We start from the raw sequence: 15,492 nt of genomic DNA, 5'->3' as shown, positions 1-15,492 counted from the left end.
CATCGCCGCAGCCCTCATCAGCTACCGCCGACTCACCAACTGAAACGACGTCTAAAGGAGCTTCGCGGACACCAACCGCGACAACCCCAACCGCGCCAGGTGCGGCTGAGCTTCCTGGGCTGATCCAAGATCCTCCTGGGGGTGGCCGCGCACTCTCCGTACCCTTCGTGCGCGAAACGAAAGATCGGGCTCGTCGCACGCTTCGGACAACTCGTGTGCAGCGGCCAGGTGGCGAGAGCCCTGTCCAGAACCGATGCACCGGCTCGAACAGCAACCCTTCCGGGTGCGCGCCGTGCTGCGACCCGGGGAGGCGGGTCAGCTCACCGAAACGCCGAGCGAAAGCGATGTGGCGGGCATGTGAAGCGGATCTGGGCGGCCCGCGGGTGCCACACCAGCTGCGAGACGTCGATACCTCCCGGGACCTTCGACGCGTTCACCGCGCCATGCCGCGCGACCCCAACGGCAAGCTCTACGAACGGCGGCTGCGCGACCCGTACGGGGAGGGGCGGGAGCGGGCCGTGTAACGGGCCCGCGCCACACGGCCGTTCCCCGTACGCCGTCCCTCACGGCACCGCGAACGCTCCCGCCACAGCGGCTAGCCTGGACCCCGGCACGCGGCGGTGCCGAACGGAGAACCGCATCGGAGCGCACGCCCGGTCCTTCATGGGGGAAGTCGAACAGGTGGAGCAACCGGCAGAAGACCTCGGGGGTGAGCTGCGCCGGCTGTACCGGGCAGCCGGAAGTCCGGCCGTGGACACGCTCGTCGAGCTGTCCCGCGGACGGCTGCCCGACGGTCAGCGGCCGACACCGGCGGCGGTGCGGGGCTGGCTCGACGACGGCGCCGCGCCCGTCTCCTGCGAGGTCCTGCTGGCCTTCGTCGCGGTGCTGGACAGCCTCGCCGAGCGGGCCTGCGGCGCCACCCACCTGCCGCGCTCCGCGCAGTTCTGGGAGCTGCTGTGGTACCGCCGCACCCGGCCCCCGGCGGACGCCCCGGCCACGGCGGACGGGACAGCCGCGACGGCCGCGACGGCCGGTACGGACGGGACGGGCGGGACAGGCGGGGGAGCGGGGACGAGCGGGCCGGTGCCCGCGGCCCGGACACCCGGCGCCCCCAGAGCACCGGGCGCACCCGGCGCGACCGCCGTACCTGGCACCACCGGCGCGGTCGGCACCGGCGGAGCGTCCGCGACGGGCGCGGCGGCCGGGACGGCCGGCAACGTCGTCGAGGGGCAGGCCCGCCTGCTCGGCCCCACCGTCCAGGCCGGGGCCATCAACGGCGGCGTGCACGTCCACCCCCCGGCCGCCTCCGGCGCGCCCCCGCCGCCCGCCGCCCCGCCACCACGCGACCCCCGCGTGGTGATCCGCGTCCAACGCGGCTCGGAGACCATCGAGTTCTACGATGAGGGGCTGGCACGCATCTGGATCACCGCGGTACTGGACCAGCGGCAGTCCGAGGACGGGAGGCGCGGCGATGACCACTGACCACGGGATCGATCCGGTGACCGCGCTGCGGGCCGCGGAAATCCTGGAGTCCCCCCGGCGGCTGCACCGCGGCCTGGAGGAGACCGACGACGCCATCGCCACCCTGGACAAGGTGCTCACCGCCACCCCACCGGGGCCGCTGCACATCACCATCCTGTCCAACCTCGGCCTGATCCGCATGGTCCGGTACCAGCTCACCTCCGCCCTCGCCGACCTCGATGCGGCCATCCACTGCTTCCGTGAGGCCCAGGCACACGCCGCCCGGCTGCCCGAGGACAGTCACCCCGAACTGAGCGCCACCATCCCCAACCTCATCGGCGCCCTGCACGCCCGCGCCGAACACACCGGCAACTGGGAGGACCTGGACGAGGCGATCGTCCTGGGCCGCGACGCCGCCGTCCGCATCCCGCCCGGCCTCCCGCAGCGCTCCGTCGCCCTCGCCAGCCTCAGCAGCGCCCTGCGCATCCGCTACGAGCGCTCCCGCTACGAGGGCGACCTCACCGAGGCCATCGACCTGGGCCGGCAGGCCGGCGCGGACCTGCCCCAGGACCACCCCCGGCAGGGCCCCGTGCTGTCCAACCTCGGCAGTTCCCTGCTGGCGGCCGGGATGGTGGAGGAGGCCGTGCGGGCGTACCGCGGGGCGGTCGAACGGTTCGAGGCCGCGGGCAACCGCCACGGCCTCGCCCGGACGCTGAACAACCTCGCAGGGGCGCTGGCCCAGGCCGGCCGCACCGACGAGGCAGTCACGCTCTCCTGGCAGGCGATCGATGCCTTCCGCGCCCTCGGGGACGCGTCCGGCGAGGTCCGGGTGAAGAAGAACATCGCCTCGTTCCTGGCCCTGTGGGAGGGCGCCGCGGAACGGGACGCCGACGAGGCCCGGCAACTGTACGAGCGCACCCTGGCCGACAGCGTCCGCATTCTGGGCGAGGACGACGCCACCACCCGCGCCCTGCGGGACCGGCTCGCCGTCCTGCGGCGCGGCTGACACCGCCGGGGCGCCCCCTTCAGCGCCTCACCCGCCGGTCACCTCCCGGCGGACGCGTGCCGCCCTGAGGCCGGGCGATGAGGAGCCCGGGAGCGGGTGGCGGGTCGCGTCGTCTCCTGGGTGCCCAGCCGCCGCCGAGGTGGTCCAGCGGTTCGGGCGAGGCGAGCATCCCCAGGACGACGTAGCCGACGCGGCCCCGGCGCAGCTCCGTTTCGGTGCCGAGCCGGTCGGCGTGCTCCCTCAGCCGGCGCTGCACCGCCTCCAGCACCGCCGGCACCTCCTGCCCAGCAGGGCTGCCCCGAGCCGCGGTGCGACGACGGCGTGCTGCTGGACTCCGACCGGGACTGCCCGCGCTGCGAGGACCGGCAGCTGGACCGCCGTGCGCAACGCCGCGCGGTCGCGGCCGCCGTCGACGCGGCGATGCCGCACGCCTGCGAGGCGGAGCGCCGGGCGGCCACCGAGCAGCGGCTGCACCAGGACATCACGGCCCAGGCGGGGGCCCGTGAACGTGAGTGGGAGCACGTTCGCGCTCAGCAGGCGGCCGTTGACGCAGCGGCCGCTCAGCGGGAGGCCGACGGTCCGGCTGCGCCGGTGGCTGCGGCCGTGCTGCCGGCGCCCCGCCCGGCTGCCGCGGTCCCGGTCCCAGAGCCCGGGCCGGAGGCGGAGGCTGCCGCGCCGGAGGCGGACCTGGTGCTTGAGGAGCTGGCCCGCGAGGAGGTCATCGACTGGCGCGCCCGCGCCGCCCGCGGCCATCAGCTGGTGTTCGACCACATCGACCACATCGACCGCTACGGCGAGCCCTCCGCCCGGCGCCTGTTCACCGGTTGCTTCGTTGAGGCGAACGTGGCAATGAGGGTACAGGTTGGTTGTGACGAAGAGAGGAACTTGGCCCCTGCGCGAGGTAGTTGGCCCTCGTGGCTGTGCGCGATCATGCAGCCGTGGTGTGTGCCGGCGTGCGGTGGTCGTCACGAAGGCCCGCTTGCTGCCACCGGGATCAATCGAGCTCGCAGCTCGGTGCATCCGGCTCGGCCGGAAGAATGTTCTGGACGCTGCTCTGCGCGTGCCGGGCGCCGATGCCCGCACGTGCGTACAGCCCCCAGCCTCGCCCTGGAGGCCGGGGGCTTGGTGGAACTCACTGCGCCGAAGGGTCAGGGCACGAGGGACGCCTTCCATAGGGTGACGTCGGCGGCGCGGTTGAAGTAGGCGTTGGTGCAGACGGAGTACGCGGAGCCTGACTCAGTGCCGAGGCCGTCGGTCTCGAGAAAGCCGCCGTTGGCGAGGTAGAGGTTCCACAGCAGGAGGACGTCACCGGCGCGGACGTTCTTGTCGGTAGGCGTGGAGGTCTGGGCGAAGATCTGCCACCGGCCAGTACCGGGAGCGCGGTCCTGGTTCGGGGAGGTCGTAACGGCGTACAGGCCGCCGGCGGCCTGCTGGGCGGTGTTTGCTCCCCCGTTGGTGTCCAGGTAGCTGCCGTTGCCGTACAGGTTGCGGAGGTAGACCACGTCCCCGCTCTGGACGATCTGCCCCGTGGCCTTGCCGGTGGCCGAGAGGATCTGCCATGTGCCGGTGCCGGGGCCGCGGGTGGGGGTCGGTGCGGTCGAGACCTTGTACAGGGCGCCTGCGGCGCTGCTTGTGGAGTTGGTGTCGAGGTAGCCACCCGCCCAGTTGTTGTACCCGTTCTGTAAGGCCAGTTTGTCGCCGTACGTGAGCTCGTTCGCCATCTGGCTTCCCCTCCGTGGTTGAAGTACCGCGGCCCCCGGAACTTGCCTCTGGCGCGTGATCCCCGGTTCGCCCACGCGAGTCCCGCAGCGCCTTGGAAGGACATGCCCGACATCGGATTAATTAATGTCCTGCGTTGTGTGATCGCTCCGGACCTGGGGAGGGAGCCTCCTTGCTGCGGGAGAGCGGCCGCGTTTACGAGGGGCACGGGGCAGGATCGCCACGCACTCAATGGGAGAGGCTGCATGGTGCTCGTGACGCGCCGACGTTCAGCGGGGCCAACCATCGATCCTCGCTGGCGCTACCTGTGAATCCTCGGAGCGTGCCGACCTGGAGCGGCTTGCCCAGTGCGGGGCCAAGAGGGAGAGGGACATGACCGGCATGTCCGTGCACGGCGCGTACCCCGAAGTCGGGCACGACGAGGACTTCCCCGTCATCAAGTTCGGGCATCCCAAGGACCGCCGCGATGAGGGACCTGCGACAGCCGCTGGTCTTCTGCCTGATCGAGCGGCAGATGCGGTGCGCGCTGGGCGGCGACGAGAAGATGGCGGGCCTGTATCCGGACGGCCGACGGGTGCGTTCGGCCGGCCGCATGGTCTTCCACCACCTTGGGGAGCTGACGGTGCGAATCGGCAGTGCCACCCATCCACCCGTCGTGGCGATCACCCGCGGCCTCCAGTTGCATCTGCTGGACCTTCTCGGCCTCGGCATCAGGCGAACCCGCTGGCCCCAGACCTGAAGACTGACCCCTGGAGCGGTCCCCCGTCCTCGACGGGGCGTGGGCGTTGCTATGTCGTTTCGCCGGCGTCCGTGACCATGCGGACGAGGGTGTCGACGAGCTCGTCGGAGGTGGTGCGCAAGCTGTCTGTGCTGAGGTGGCCGGTGAGTTCCATGTCAGCGATGCCGTGGGCGCTGGCGAGCAGCAGGGCGCCGTAGTGCCGCGCGTTCCGCTCCCCGACGAGGTCGGTGACGATGATCAGGAACTCTTCCTGGAAGCGTCCGGCCGCGCGGATGCGGTCTGCGGCCGGGTCGCCCGCCGGTGCGCACAGCTGGCGTCGGACGCGATCGAGTCCTTCACCAAGTTCCTCAGGACGGTGTCCGTGGCGCCTGAACAACATCTGGTACAGGTGAGGCTGGCCTCGGCCGACGCCGATGAGGACGCGGAGTGCGCCGCGCAGCTTGTCGGAGTCCGACAGGGCCGGATCGGTCCGCAGGGTGTGGACCTGGTCGGTGATCCGTTCCCAGCTCTCGGTCGCGAGGGCGGTCAGCAGGCTGTCCTTGCCCGTGAAGTGCCGGTACGGGGCTCCCCGTGTCACGCCTGCCCGCGCGCTCACCTCGCGCAGGGTGACGGCTTCGGGGCCGCCGAGGTCGAGGAGGTCGGCGGCCGCGTCGAGCAGAGCGCGGCGGGTGAGGGCGGCGGATTCCGCACGAGTGGCCATGGCCTGCATCATACAGTTGACAGTGTCATCTGTGCTGGTAGCGTCGCTAAGGTGACAACGTCATCTGAAATGCAGAGGCTGATCGTCGTGACCGGAGCCTCCACGGGCATGGGCGCGGCAGCCGCCCGCGAACTGGCTCGTCGGGGCTTCCACGTGCTGGCCGGCGTGCGACGCGACCGTGACGCCGACGCCATCCGATCCGCCGGCATCGAGCCCGTCATCCTCGACATCACCACGTCCGAGCACGTGGAGGCACTCGCCGCGCGGGTCGCCGAAGACCCGCGCGCGCTGCACGCGCTCGTGAACAACGCCGGCGTCCAGGTGAACGCCCCGGTCGAAGTCCTGCCGATGGCGCAGTGGCGGCAGGCGTTCGAAGTCAACCTGTTCGGCCACATCGCCGTCATTCAGGCACTCCTGCCCGCCCTGCTGCGCAGCAAGGGCCGCGTGATCAACATCAGTTCGGTCGGCGGCAAGTACGCCATGGCAACATACGGCGCTTATGCCGGCGCGAAGTTCGCTCTGGAGGCAGTAAGCGACTCACTCCGCCGGGAGGTCGCGCCGCTGGGCGTACCGGTGGTCGTGGTCGAGCCCGGCGGCGTCCGCACGGAGATCGCCGCCCGCGGGATCGCAACAGCGAACCACCTGGCCGCCCAGATGACGCCGGAGCAGGACGAGCGCTACGGCAGCCTGGTCCAAGCGAACAACAAGGTGATGGCGTCGGGCACCGCGTCGGGCCTGACCGCTGACGCCGCCGCCCAGGTGATCGCGAAGGCCGCAACAACCCGCAGACCGCGCACCCGCTACACCGCTGGCCGGGATGCTGCCTTGATCATGAGCCTGGGCCGGTTCCTGTCCGACCGTACGCTCGACCGCGTCCTCGCCGCCAACCTGCGCCGCCACTACCCGAAGGGAGCCGTCGGCCGACGATAACCCCGCGAACAGCTCCCTCCCCTGTGGTGCGGCCACCGGTGGGCTCACAGTCAACGGATGAATTTCCCGGCGGCCCGGGGCGAGGGCTCTCCGGGCGCCAAGCCACGGCCTCACTGCACGAGCGTCGCCCCGCGGCCAGACCACGGGGTACGGCTTTCACCGCCAGGCATCCCTTGGGTCGCCCCCAGCCGCCCACTCCGCCCTGTACGGCGACCTGGGCCCCCTGACCCGCGCAGTACCTCCCGCGTCGAGGCCGCGAGCGGCGACGAGTGGCGCACTGCCGTCGGTCAGGCAGTAGCACAGCCCACCACAACGGTGTGGCCGGCGGGTCCCGCGGGCGCGGGGACAGGCGCCAGCCGGTGCGCCTGGAGCTGCTCGATCTCCAGGACGTTCGTCGCCCCCAGTACGATCGCGCAGGCCAGCACGATGAGCGCCTTGCCGCCTTCCCGCCATCCCGGTCGGGAGCCCTTCGGCAGTGCCGCGCTCAGCGCGAGGGTCATCCCCGTGCGGTCGGCGATCTTCCGAAGCAGCACCACGCCCGCGTGGCCGATCAGGTCCCTCACGCCTCCGCGGACTTCCGTAGTTGAGCGAACAATCACGTGGGGATCGAGAGCGGCTGAGGATTTTCGAAGAGTCGCACCCGCCAGGAACGATGTCGGCATGCGGATGTCTGAGCCCGCAGCTAGGATTTATGGTGAATTGCTCGTGGCGGTCGGCCCAGAGAGCGCTGTCGTGCGCGAGATCCTGTGTCTCACCGCGTGCTGTCACCGCGGACGCAGAGGAATTGCCGGGACGGCAAAGGGGAGCAAGCCCTGACGACGGCGATGAAGAGCATGGTCGCACGAAACCGCTCCATGGAGACCCAGGGTTCCGTTGCCGCCGATTACGCCTTTCCGCGGTGGCCGGAGGCGGCGCGTTCGTGGCGACCAATCAGTAAACTGAATCAGCCCACGGGTATCGCTATGGGCTCCGCCGCAAACCTGCACATCTCCGACGCCGTTTAACCATCGGGCAAGGCGGACCCGACGTCCCTGAACAGCGGCACCACGAGAACATCAACGGCAACCGCTCGCCCCTGGACCGAACCTCTTCCGGATCTTCGACGTCCGCACGAAGTCCGCACGAAGTGCTGGGATCTGGGGCTTCCGTGCCCCAGGGCTGTGAGCAACGTCCACCCGCTTTTCCCTACCACGCGACAGTGGCCGAAATCGCCTGAAACAGCGGGTGGCGAAGGTGGACCCGGGCTCGGTACCGAGTGTTGAGTACTACGGCAGAAAGGGCAGATCATGCTGAACGTCTTGGGCATCCAGACGGTGAACTTCGATTTCGATGATTCCAAGGACAGCACCCGCACGGTGGACCAGAATGTCTCCGTGCCCAGCGGCGCCACGAGCATGCAGGTCTTCCTGAAATCGTTCGACCTGGCGTACACGGACAGCGAAGAGTACGGCTTCGGCCGGCTGCAAATCAACGTCGAGGCGCTCAGCGTGCAAGAGGCTCAGTGCACCGTGACGCTACGTGACAACAACACCAACTATCGCGAGTGGAGCGGTTCAGTGACCGCGATCGCCGTGTCGTTCGAGGGCTCATGAGTGCCGCGACCGTCGCCGGTGGGCTGGTCCGCGGCCCGGATAGCAACGCGATCGGGCTCGGCGTCGCCAGCGGCACCGTCCGCGCGTGCTTCCAGGCGCTACCGGGTGGCGACTGGACCGGTTGGGGGCCGCTGGCCGATGCGCCGGTGCCCTTCTTGAACACGGCGGCCGACGGCCGGCAGGGCGATGCTCTGGTGGCCGTGGCGGTCGGCACCGACGGCAGCCTCTACTGCGTCGAGTCGCCGGCCGACAGCGGCTGGTCGGCGAGTTGGACCGAGGTCGGCCATCCTCCCGAGACCAACCTTTCCGCGGGCTGCGCGGTCGCCGCGGCCAGCACCGGAACAGTCTTGGTGGCGGTCGGCGGGGATGGCAACCTGTGGACGGTCAACCGGCCGACGGGCCAGTCCTGGTCGGGGTGGACCGACCTGGGAGCGCCGGCTGCCGGCGTCTCCTTGCTCGGCGACTGCGCTGTCACCACTGTGTCGGGCAGTGCGGTACTGGCCGTCGCGGTCGGCGCAGACGGGCAGCTGCACACCATCTCCGGCACGCCACCGTCCGGATGGGGCGGCTGGCAGTGCGCTGGCCACCCGCCGTCGACGTCGGTCTCCGGGCCGGTGGCCGTCGCACCGGCCCCGGGCGGCCAGGCGACAGTGTTCACAGTGGGCACCGACGGCCATGGCTACACCGCGCCGGTCGGTGGCAGCCCCGGCCAGTTCACCCCCGTCGGCAATCCGGCGGACGCGGCCCTGCTCACCGGGGACACCGTCACCGCGGGTCTGCTCGCCGGCCCCCTCGGCGGGTTGACCGTGCTGGCGCCAGCAGTCGACGGACTCGCCTACTGCCTACAGCTGCCAGCGGGCGCCTGGGCGCCACTCGATGAACCCGGCGGCGAGCTGCCGCTGCGCTCGGTCACCGGCACCGGCACCCAGATGTACGCGGCCTGCGTGGCGGCGCCTGCCGCGGCGGAGCAGGCCGCGGCGCCGGTACCGAATCTGCGCCTGGACACGATCGTCACCTCGGACACCGTGTCGCTGCAGGTGCCCCCAGCGTCGGGCTTCCTGCTGGCCGCGGTACAGGACGCGGAGGGAACGCCGGTCCCCGGCGTCGGCCTGACCGTGGTACGCCCCGACGGATCCCCGGTGGACACGCCGAGCCCTCCGAACGCCACCGGCTCGGTGATCGACATGGCCAACGGGCTGGTCACCTCGATGCTGCAACTGGCCCCCCAGAGCGGCGTGTGGACAGCCACCGTGCAGGGCGCCGACGACAGTGATGAAGATTTCCAGGTGACCCTCACCACGCTGCCGGTGTTCGACGCACAGGCCACGATCGAGGCCACCCTGCGTCAGATGTGCGATTCCGAGAACGCGCCGTCGGCCGAAGACTCCAGCTGGGGCTGTGCCGCCTGCCAGTTCGGCGGCTACGCCGGCGCCGTGCTCATCGCGGCTGCCATCGCCTACGGCGTGGCGACGCTGGCGCCGGAGTCGGCGGTGGTGATCTGGCTCGCCGGCCTGACCGGAATCACCCAGGAAGACGCACTGTCCTTCATCGTGAATCTGGGGAGCCAAGGCATCACCGCAGTGCCCGACATCGTGGCCGCAATCTGCCGGATGACAGGAAGCTGCTCCTGACCGCCACCCGGAACGTGCATAACAGCAGCTGGCCGGAAAACCCGCAGAACTCGGCAGAAGTGACCTGGCGCTTGCTGCCGCGATCGGCGAGCCAGAGCCGGCAGGCTGCCGCGCCCTTGATACAACCGACCTTCCGACCGGAGGCATCCCATGCCCCGCAGATACGCCTACGCTGTCCTCTACACGGATGACGCCCTCCCGGCGCACCGCTACTTCATCATTTGCCTGAAACGCATGGAGGGCTATTTCTTCTGGGATAACAAAACAAATACCGGTGTCCTCAAACCGCAGGGAGAGCCCCTCAACGGGGGCGGCGGCCCGTGCCTCCCCGGCGGCGAAAGGAAACCTAGTGAGAGCATCGAGGAGGCCGCGATACGGGAGCTCGTTGAAGAGACCAACATAAACATCGGGCTTCTCCCGTCGGCCACAAACGACTGGGGCACGTACTCGGCAGCTTATTTCAACACAACCGAAGAAAACCTCAGAGAATTCGAGAACTATCTCGAAAACATATGCCTGCCCGATGCGGAGTATGCTGCGCGAGACATATACAACAAGATCATCACGGACTACGATCAGATTCGCCCGAATTACCCAGCCGCGCCACTGGACAACGAACTGGAGTTGGTGCGAATCTGGGACATCCTGAATCCGAAAACCTGGCAGACGATCCAAGGCTGGGCCAACCCCCCGGTGGACTGGTATCGCGACATTCTGACCTTCCTCAGAAACAATGTGCCGCTCGTGCAGCACCCATTGGTTCCAGTCGAAGAAACCTCACCACCCAGGGGCGCTCTGTAGCTGGCTACACCCAGCCCGCACAATCACCGGCTGTGACGGCCTCGGACTCCCAGGGCGTCGTCGTTCAGAGGATCTGTTCGGTTTTCGCGTGATGCCGAGGGGATCGCCGTCAGGGCGGCGTGGGGTGGTTGAGTCGGCGGTAGCCGGTCAGCCAGGACATGCTGTCGTGGGTGTTGCCAGCCGAGACGCCGACGACCGGGGGCAGTCCGTTCGCGACCGAACAGGAGGTGCATCCTGGAACCCGGCTTGCCCCGGTCCACGGGGCTCGGACCTGTGAGTTCCCCCCTTTTCCGCCCTGACGCGAACGGAGTCCAGCACTCCGCGGGAGACGTCGATCAGACCGGCGTCGTCGAACCGATGCAGGATCGCCTCGTGCAGTCGGCCCCAGACGCCGGCCGCGACCAGATCAGAAATCGGCGATGGGCAGTCGACTTCGATATCCCGAAGCACGGCGGCAACGCACGCCAGGCACAGCCACTCCCCAACACGTAGATGATGGCTGCGAACACAGTCTCATCAGGCATGTCCTGCGTACCACCGCCCTGCGGCCGTACCTTTGACGGCGGGATCAACGGCTTCGCGATCTATGGAAGCCGACCGGGTCCAGGCCGAACTGGCCGTGGTCGAGCGGGAATGGCAGGAGTGGGCCATCGCCCGCTCACGGGTCGGCCAGGTGCTGGCCCGGTGAACGAGAGCCAAGCTCACGCCCTGACCGGGCGGCCCATGCCGGCCGTCGGGCAGGCTGAGAAGGCAGCAGCAGCGCTGAGGGCCGCGAAGCCGAAGTCGCAGGTGCCATGTGGCGTGGGGGGCTGGCCTGGTCGGTGCTGTGAGTGGACCACCAGCGCATCCGGCAGGTGCTCACGGACCGGCAACGGCTCGCCCAACGCCCCTTGAGATGCCAGGAGATGGCCACCTTGTCCGGCCTGGACGCGGTGCCAGCCGAGGTGGAAGCACTGCGGTCGAAGGCGGAACGGCTGGTCGCGTGCGGCTGGCCGGCCGAACCCCAGTCAGGCCAGTTCACCCTCGCTGCGGGCGTGACCGGGCCAGGCGGCGGGTCATGAGCAGGATCACCGACCAGTAGAGCATCGCTTCGGCGCTGGTGATGTGCCGCTCGAAGTCGCGCGCCAAGCGGCGGGTGCGCATCAGATGGGCGAAGAACCGCTCGACGATCCACCACGTGGGCAGCACCACGCACCCCCTGCTGTCATCGCTGCGTTTGACGATCGGCAGGACCAGGCAGAGCGCGGTGAGGCAGTACTCGATCAGGCTGCCGGTGCGGCTGCCCGTCGGCCCGGAATCAGGCTGCCGGTGCGGCCGCCCGTCGGCCCAGACCAGGGCCGGGCGGTGATGCACATCGGCGACCTGCGCAAGCAGGACGTGGGCAGCGGAGCGGTCACCGACATCCGCGGCGGTGACCCTCACGCCCAGCAGCAGACCAGGCGTGTCGACCACGCCCTGCCGCTTGCGGCCGTTGACCAGCTTGCCGCCGTCGAAGCCGCGACTGTCCGCACCGGCGACCGCGTCCGCCTTGACGGACTGCGAATCGGTCACGCCGGCCGTGGGCTGCGCATCCCGGCCCGCCCTCTGCCGTACCCGATCACGCAGCCGGTCGTGAAACCCCCCGACCAGCACCTGAGCGCGCCAGCGGAGGAAGAACGCATATACCCGGCCCCATGGCGGGAAATCCCCAGGCAGCGCCCGCCACTTGATGCCGCTACCCACCAGGTAGCGGACCGCGTCCAACACCGCCCACATGACAGTACGCCTCCGGCTGCCCGCCCCGGCCACGCAGCCAGCCCGGCACCGGCAGCAGCGGCCGGACCACGGCCCACTCCGCATCCGTCATGCCCGAGGGATACCGCCGCACACGTTCCGCGTGACCGGCCGCATCCCCGAACGTTGAGCGACACCCCCCTCACACGACGGAGCAGCCGAGTTGAACGCCACCGGCGCCAGCACGTACAACTGCGGCAACAGGGACTCCTGGAACTCGGCCGGCTGCGCACCCCGAGCTACCACGAGGCCCTGTTCGCATGCCCACGGCCAGCTGCGATCACCCGATCAAGACTCCCGTTCGACGCACACCCCTCACGACCGGAACGACCACAGCTACCGAGGGCAGGTCGCTCTGCTGTCCCGCTGTCCCTTCGATGAGGTGGGAAGGCCGAGGACAACCGTGGGTGGAACAGAGGCTGCAAGCCGGACTGCGGTGCGTCTGAGGGCGCCCGGTTGGCACGGCCGGCCGGCGTGCTCCGCTCTTGTGGGCGGTACGGGCCGGGGCGGCTGGCTTTCGGTGCTGCTGGGGCAGACAGGCCGGCTGTTCAGTGGCCGCCTCGGTCCGGTGCAGCACCGGCGTGCGCAGCAAGGAGTGAGACTCCCGTTGTGCAACTCCGGTTACACCCCGAGGCGGTGCGCCCCGCCGAATGGGTGGCGATCCGGCGAACCCCTTGCGGTAAGGCAGCTCAGATGGCTGACTTGTTGGTATCCGACCAGGTGGGCTGCCCATCCCTCCGCTGGGAATGCAGCTCTCATCGGCATCTGCCTGCGCATGCTGCCGCAGGTACGCGAGGGCGCCCACCGGAGGAAGCTGTCGGCCGACGCGCTCTCACGGTGCATCGGCTGATGAGGTGGCTCATACGTCCAAGGAGGCGTGGTGCGAGCCATCGATCTGTTTCGATTACTTTCCGGGGTCGGCGCGGCCGGCGGACTCTTGCTCGCCGCCCCGGCAGCGCATGCAGATGCCGCGGGTCCGGCGCAAGCGGTGGACGTGCCGTGCAGCGAGACTGCGTTGGTCAACGCCGTCAACGCAGCCAACGCCGCCGGGGGCGGTGACCTGCTCCTCGCGCCGTTCTGCACCTACACCCTGACCAGCCCACACAGTACGGGTGGCAGCGGAGGGCCGGCGGGCTTGCCGAACATCACCACGCCGATCACCATGACCGGGCTGGTCACCGAGATCACCCGCGTGTCGACCGCACCCCCCTTCCGCATCATCGAGGTGGACGGGCCCTCGCAATTCCCGGCCGCCAACGGGCAGCTCACCTTGGCCACGGTCACCATCAGCAACGGTGACGCCGGCCTCGGCGTGGGCGGCGGCATCGCCAACCTCGGCGGGTCCGTGAGAGTGGTCGCGGGCGGCGTCCAGGGCAACCGCGCCTCGTACGGCGGCGGCATTTACACCGACGCCATGCTGTCAATGGCCGCCAGCAGCGTCACCGGTAACACCGCCACCGTCAACGGCGGGGGCGTCTACCGTAACGCGGGCTCCGCCACGCTGCTCGTCACCAATGCGTCCGGCAATACACCGAACAACTGCGCCGCCACCGCCCCCTTGACCGCGCCCTGTTGAGACCGCTGGGCGGTAACTTGCCGTACTCGACAGCGAGTTGGTGTCGCATTTCGGCGCATGCGCCCTGCTCCGAAGCGGTGGAACCACCAAGCCGGCGAATTGACGGCGCCCTGTGTGGCGGCGCCCCGTCCCTTCACGCAGGACGACCCGCCCAGGCGCCCTGAGACAACGGTCTTCACCTCTCCTCCCGCCCCACTGCCCACTGGGACACCTCCTGCGGTTGCGGGCCGCATCAGCCATCCACCTGCCCTTGCTCACACACGAGCAGAGCAGCACGTTCGAAGGAGAAAAATCATGGCAACCATCACGTCCATAGTGGACACCACGACCACAACCAACCAGGGCAAGGCCGGGGACACCGTCCAGATCAACGGCAGCGCTCTGTCCACCACCACGAGGGTGAACTTCGGCACGGCGGCCGTCGTCCCGACGACCGTCACCGCCACCCAGGTCACGTTCGTGGTGCCCAGCTCGGCGCCGTGCTCCGGCCAGGTGTCGGTCAGCGTCACCAGCAGTTCCGGAGCCACCAGCAACGCACTGCCGTTCTTCGTCATCGCCGCACCGACCACCACGGGGACCAACGTCACCTGTGTGTCAGCCGCCACCGGAGGTCCGGTGACGCTGTTCGGCAACAACTTCCTCACCGGTACGCACGTAGCGGTGGGCACCGTCGGCACCGTCGCGGTCACTCCCACCCAGCCGAGCCAGGTCACCTTCACCGCCCCGGCCAACCCGGGACAGGTCGCCACGGTGTCGACCCAGCCGGTGACCATCACCACCGCCGGCGGCACCAGCACTTCGGGCACCACCCAGATCGACTACTACCTGGCGCCGACCATCACCTCCGTGCTGCCCACCTCGGGTACGGCGGGGGACCAGGTCACCATCACCGGAACCGGTTTCGTCGGCGTCGACACCGTCACCTTCACCGACAGCGCCGCCGCCACCGCCCCCGCGGTGTTCACTCCCGTCGGCGACACCCAGCTCGTCGCCACCGTGCCCGGCGGACTCGCCACCGGGGCCGGAACGATCACGGTCCACACCTGCGGCGGCAACTCCAACGCCCAGCCCTTCACGATCACCTGACCGTCAGGGTCGGCCGGGCCCCTACGGCAGACCCCACGTCGCCGCCCGTCCGCAGCGCCCCGACGCGGGCGGGCGGCGACGCCCCACGCCCTTACCGACAACCGCCGGCCAGGGGCGGTCGCCAAGGTGCTACGAGAAGGAGAAGAGCTCATGGCCCCCGTAGTGACCAGCGTCAGCCCCGCCCAAGGTGCTCCAGCGGGCGGTACCGACGTCATCATCACCGGCTCTGGCTTCACCGGAGCCACCCTGGTCAGGTTCGGCCCCAACGGCACCAACTTCGTCATCGTGAGCGACACCCTGATCACGGCGAAGACCCCCGCAGGAAGCGGCACGGTGCAGGTCACGGTCACGGCGCCGACAGGAACCAGCACCCAGAACGTCCTCTTCACCTACGCCTCCTCCCCGACGCTCAGCAGTCTCAGCCCTGCCTCGGGCCCGACGTCAGGTGGCAATGTGGTGACCATCAGCGGCACGAATC

General features: G+C 69.7%; 17 protein-coding genes and 2 pseudogenes. 13 read left to right on the top strand and 6 right to left on the bottom strand.

Going from position 1 to position 15,492, the window contains the following annotated elements; all coding sequences use genetic code 11:
* Positions 1-383: 383 nt before the first annotated feature.
* From MUU72_RS33840 to MUU72_RS33830, 3 genes are all read left to right on the top strand, one after another.
* Positions 384-524: a hypothetical protein gene (locus MUU72_RS33840; protein WP_248017291.1), complete on the top strand. Its 141-nt coding sequence runs from the start codon at positions 384-386 to the stop codon at positions 522-524.
* A 157-nt stretch (positions 525-681) separates the two neighbouring features.
* Entirely contained in the window at positions 682-1,482 is an 801-nt protein-coding gene (locus MUU72_RS33835; RefSeq protein WP_248017290.1) for a hypothetical protein, read from the top strand.
* A complete protein-coding gene (locus MUU72_RS33830; RefSeq protein WP_248017289.1) occupies positions 1,472-2,467 on the top strand; it encodes a tetratricopeptide repeat protein in 996 nt (331 codons plus the stop codon). Before MUU72_RS33835 ends, MUU72_RS33830 begins: the two co-directional genes overlap by 11 nt.
* Positions 2,468-2,486: 19 nt before the next feature.
* Here MUU72_RS33830 and MUU72_RS33825 read toward each other — a convergent pair whose 3' ends face one another.
* The gene (locus MUU72_RS33825; protein WP_248017288.1) at positions 2,487-2,735 is read right to left on the bottom strand and encodes a hypothetical protein; all 249 of its coding nucleotides are present in this window, start codon (positions 2,733-2,735) and stop codon (positions 2,487-2,489) included.
* Positions 2,736-2,788: 53 nt separating this feature from the next.
* Between MUU72_RS33825 and MUU72_RS33820 the strand changes: the two genes are divergently transcribed.
* Positions 2,789-3,670 carry a hypothetical protein gene (locus tag MUU72_RS33820; RefSeq protein WP_248017287.1) on the top strand — a complete coding sequence of 294 codons (882 nt, stop codon included), beginning with the start codon at positions 2,789-2,791 and terminating at the stop codon, positions 3,668-3,670.
* On the opposite strand, the gene MUU72_RS33815 is transcribed toward MUU72_RS33820, so the two are convergent.
* Positions 3,616-4,188, bottom strand: coding sequence for a hypothetical protein (locus MUU72_RS33815; RefSeq protein WP_248017286.1), 573 nt, complete (start codon positions 4,186-4,188; stop codon positions 3,616-3,618). The genes MUU72_RS33820 and MUU72_RS33815 overlap by 55 nt on opposite strands.
* Positions 4,189-4,652: 464 nt before the next feature.
* On the opposite strand from MUU72_RS33815, the gene MUU72_RS33810 reads away from it, so the two are divergent.
* On the top strand, positions 4,653-4,925 hold the full coding sequence (locus tag MUU72_RS33810) for a hypothetical protein (protein WP_248017285.1): 273 nt from the start codon (positions 4,653-4,655) through the stop codon (positions 4,923-4,925).
* 49 nt (positions 4,926-4,974) lie between these two features.
* Here the strand turns inward: MUU72_RS33810 and MUU72_RS33805 are convergent, their stop codons facing one another.
* Positions 4,975-5,625, bottom strand: coding sequence for a TetR/AcrR family transcriptional regulator (locus tag MUU72_RS33805; protein ID WP_248017284.1), 651 nt, complete (start codon positions 5,623-5,625; stop codon positions 4,975-4,977).
* Between the two features lie 69 nt (positions 5,626-5,694).
* On the opposite strand from MUU72_RS33805, the gene MUU72_RS33800 reads away from it, so the two are divergent.
* Entirely contained in the window at positions 5,695-6,555 is an 861-nt protein-coding gene (locus tag MUU72_RS33800) for an SDR family NAD(P)-dependent oxidoreductase (RefSeq protein WP_248017283.1), read from the top strand.
* 287 nt (positions 6,556-6,842) lie between these two features.
* Here the strand turns inward: MUU72_RS33800 and MUU72_RS33795 are convergent, their stop codons facing one another.
* The gene (locus MUU72_RS33795) at positions 6,843-7,118 is read right to left on the bottom strand and encodes a hypothetical protein (RefSeq protein WP_248017282.1); all 276 of its coding nucleotides are present in this window, start codon (positions 7,116-7,118) and stop codon (positions 6,843-6,845) included.
* A 723-nt stretch (positions 7,119-7,841) separates the two neighbouring features.
* Between MUU72_RS33795 and MUU72_RS33790 the strand changes: the two genes are divergently transcribed.
* The 3 genes from MUU72_RS33790 to MUU72_RS33780 all read left to right on the top strand — a co-directional run bounded on the left by MUU72_RS33790 (position 7,842) and on the right by MUU72_RS33780 (position 10,579).
* Positions 7,842-8,147 carry a hypothetical protein gene (locus MUU72_RS33790; protein WP_248017281.1) on the top strand — a complete coding sequence of 102 codons (306 nt, stop codon included), beginning with the start codon at positions 7,842-7,844 and terminating at the stop codon, positions 8,145-8,147.
* Positions 8,144-9,778, top strand: a complete 1,635-nt coding sequence (locus MUU72_RS33785; RefSeq protein ID WP_248017280.1) for a PLL family lectin — start codon at positions 8,144-8,146, stop codon at positions 9,776-9,778. Before MUU72_RS33790 ends, MUU72_RS33785 begins: the two co-directional genes overlap by 4 nt.
* Positions 9,779-9,928: 150 nt before the next feature.
* On the top strand, positions 9,929-10,579 hold the full coding sequence (locus MUU72_RS33780; RefSeq protein WP_248017279.1) for an NUDIX domain-containing protein: 651 nt from the start codon (positions 9,929-9,931) through the stop codon (positions 10,577-10,579).
* A gap of 160 nt (positions 10,580-10,739) precedes the next feature.
* Here the strand turns inward: MUU72_RS33780 and MUU72_RS33775 are convergent.
* Positions 10,740-11,163: pseudogene (locus tag MUU72_RS33775) on the bottom strand (transposase); the annotation flags it as partial.
* 2 nt (positions 11,164-11,165) lie between these two features.
* On the opposite strand from MUU72_RS33775, the pseudogene MUU72_RS33770 reads away from it, so the two are divergent.
* Positions 11,166-11,640: pseudogene (locus MUU72_RS33770) on the top strand (hypothetical protein).
* Here the strand turns inward: MUU72_RS33770 and MUU72_RS33765 are convergent.
* Positions 11,597-12,325, bottom strand: coding sequence for an IS5 family transposase (locus MUU72_RS33765; protein ID WP_248017278.1), 729 nt, complete (start codon positions 12,323-12,325; stop codon positions 11,597-11,599). The pseudogene MUU72_RS33770 and the gene MUU72_RS33765 sit on opposite strands and share 44 nt — an antisense overlap.
* Positions 12,326-13,232: 907 nt before the next feature.
* On the opposite strand from MUU72_RS33765, the gene MUU72_RS33760 reads away from it, so the two are divergent.
* The 3 genes from MUU72_RS33760 to MUU72_RS33750 form a co-directional block, all read left to right on the top strand.
* Positions 13,233-13,928, top strand: a complete 696-nt coding sequence (locus MUU72_RS33760) for a hypothetical protein (RefSeq protein WP_248017277.1) — start codon at positions 13,233-13,235, stop codon at positions 13,926-13,928.
* A gap of 294 nt (positions 13,929-14,222) precedes the next feature.
* Positions 14,223-15,014: an IPT/TIG domain-containing protein gene (locus MUU72_RS33755; protein WP_248017276.1), complete on the top strand. Its 792-nt coding sequence runs from the start codon at positions 14,223-14,225 to the stop codon at positions 15,012-15,014.
* Between the two features lie 150 nt (positions 15,015-15,164).
* On the top strand, positions 15,165-15,492 hold a 328-nt coding region (locus MUU72_RS33750; RefSeq protein ID WP_248017275.1), incomplete at its 3' end, for an IPT/TIG domain-containing protein.

The sequence above is a fragment of the Streptomyces rhizoryzae genome (genome assembly GCF_023155275.1).
GTDB lineage: Bacteria > Actinomycetota > Actinomycetes > Streptomycetales > Streptomycetaceae > Streptomyces > Streptomyces rhizoryzae.
This window is presented reverse-complemented; position numbering and strand designations above follow the sequence as displayed.

Excerpts from the sequence above, each read along its gene's own strand:
- MUU72_RS33810 (WP_248017285.1), top strand. The coding sequence starts at position 4,653 with ATGAGGGACCTGCGACAGCCGCTGGTCTTCTGCCTGATCGAGCGGCAG.
- MUU72_RS33815 (WP_248017286.1), bottom strand. The coding sequence starts at position 4,188 with ATGGCGAACGAGCTCACGTACGGCGACAAACTGGCCTTACAGAACGGG.
- MUU72_RS33790 (WP_248017281.1), top strand. The coding sequence starts at position 7,842 with ATGCTGAACGTCTTGGGCATCCAGACGGTGAACTTCGATTTCGATGAT.
- MUU72_RS33755 (WP_248017276.1), top strand. The coding sequence starts at position 14,223 with ATGGCAACCATCACGTCCATAGTGGACACCACGACCACAACCAACCAG.
- MUU72_RS33830 (WP_248017289.1), top strand. The coding sequence starts at position 1,472 with ATGACCACTGACCACGGGATCGATCCGGTGACCGCGCTGCGGGCCGCG.
- MUU72_RS33805 (WP_248017284.1), bottom strand. The coding sequence starts at position 5,625 with ATGGCCACTCGTGCGGAATCCGCCGCCCTCACCCGCCGCGCTCTGCTC.
- MUU72_RS33780 (WP_248017279.1), top strand. The coding sequence starts at position 9,929 with ATGCCCCGCAGATACGCCTACGCTGTCCTCTACACGGATGACGCCCTC.
- MUU72_RS33785 (WP_248017280.1), top strand. The coding sequence starts at position 8,144 with ATGAGTGCCGCGACCGTCGCCGGTGGGCTGGTCCGCGGCCCGGATAGC.
- MUU72_RS33800 (WP_248017283.1), top strand. The coding sequence starts at position 5,695 with ATGCAGAGGCTGATCGTCGTGACCGGAGCCTCCACGGGCATGGGCGCG.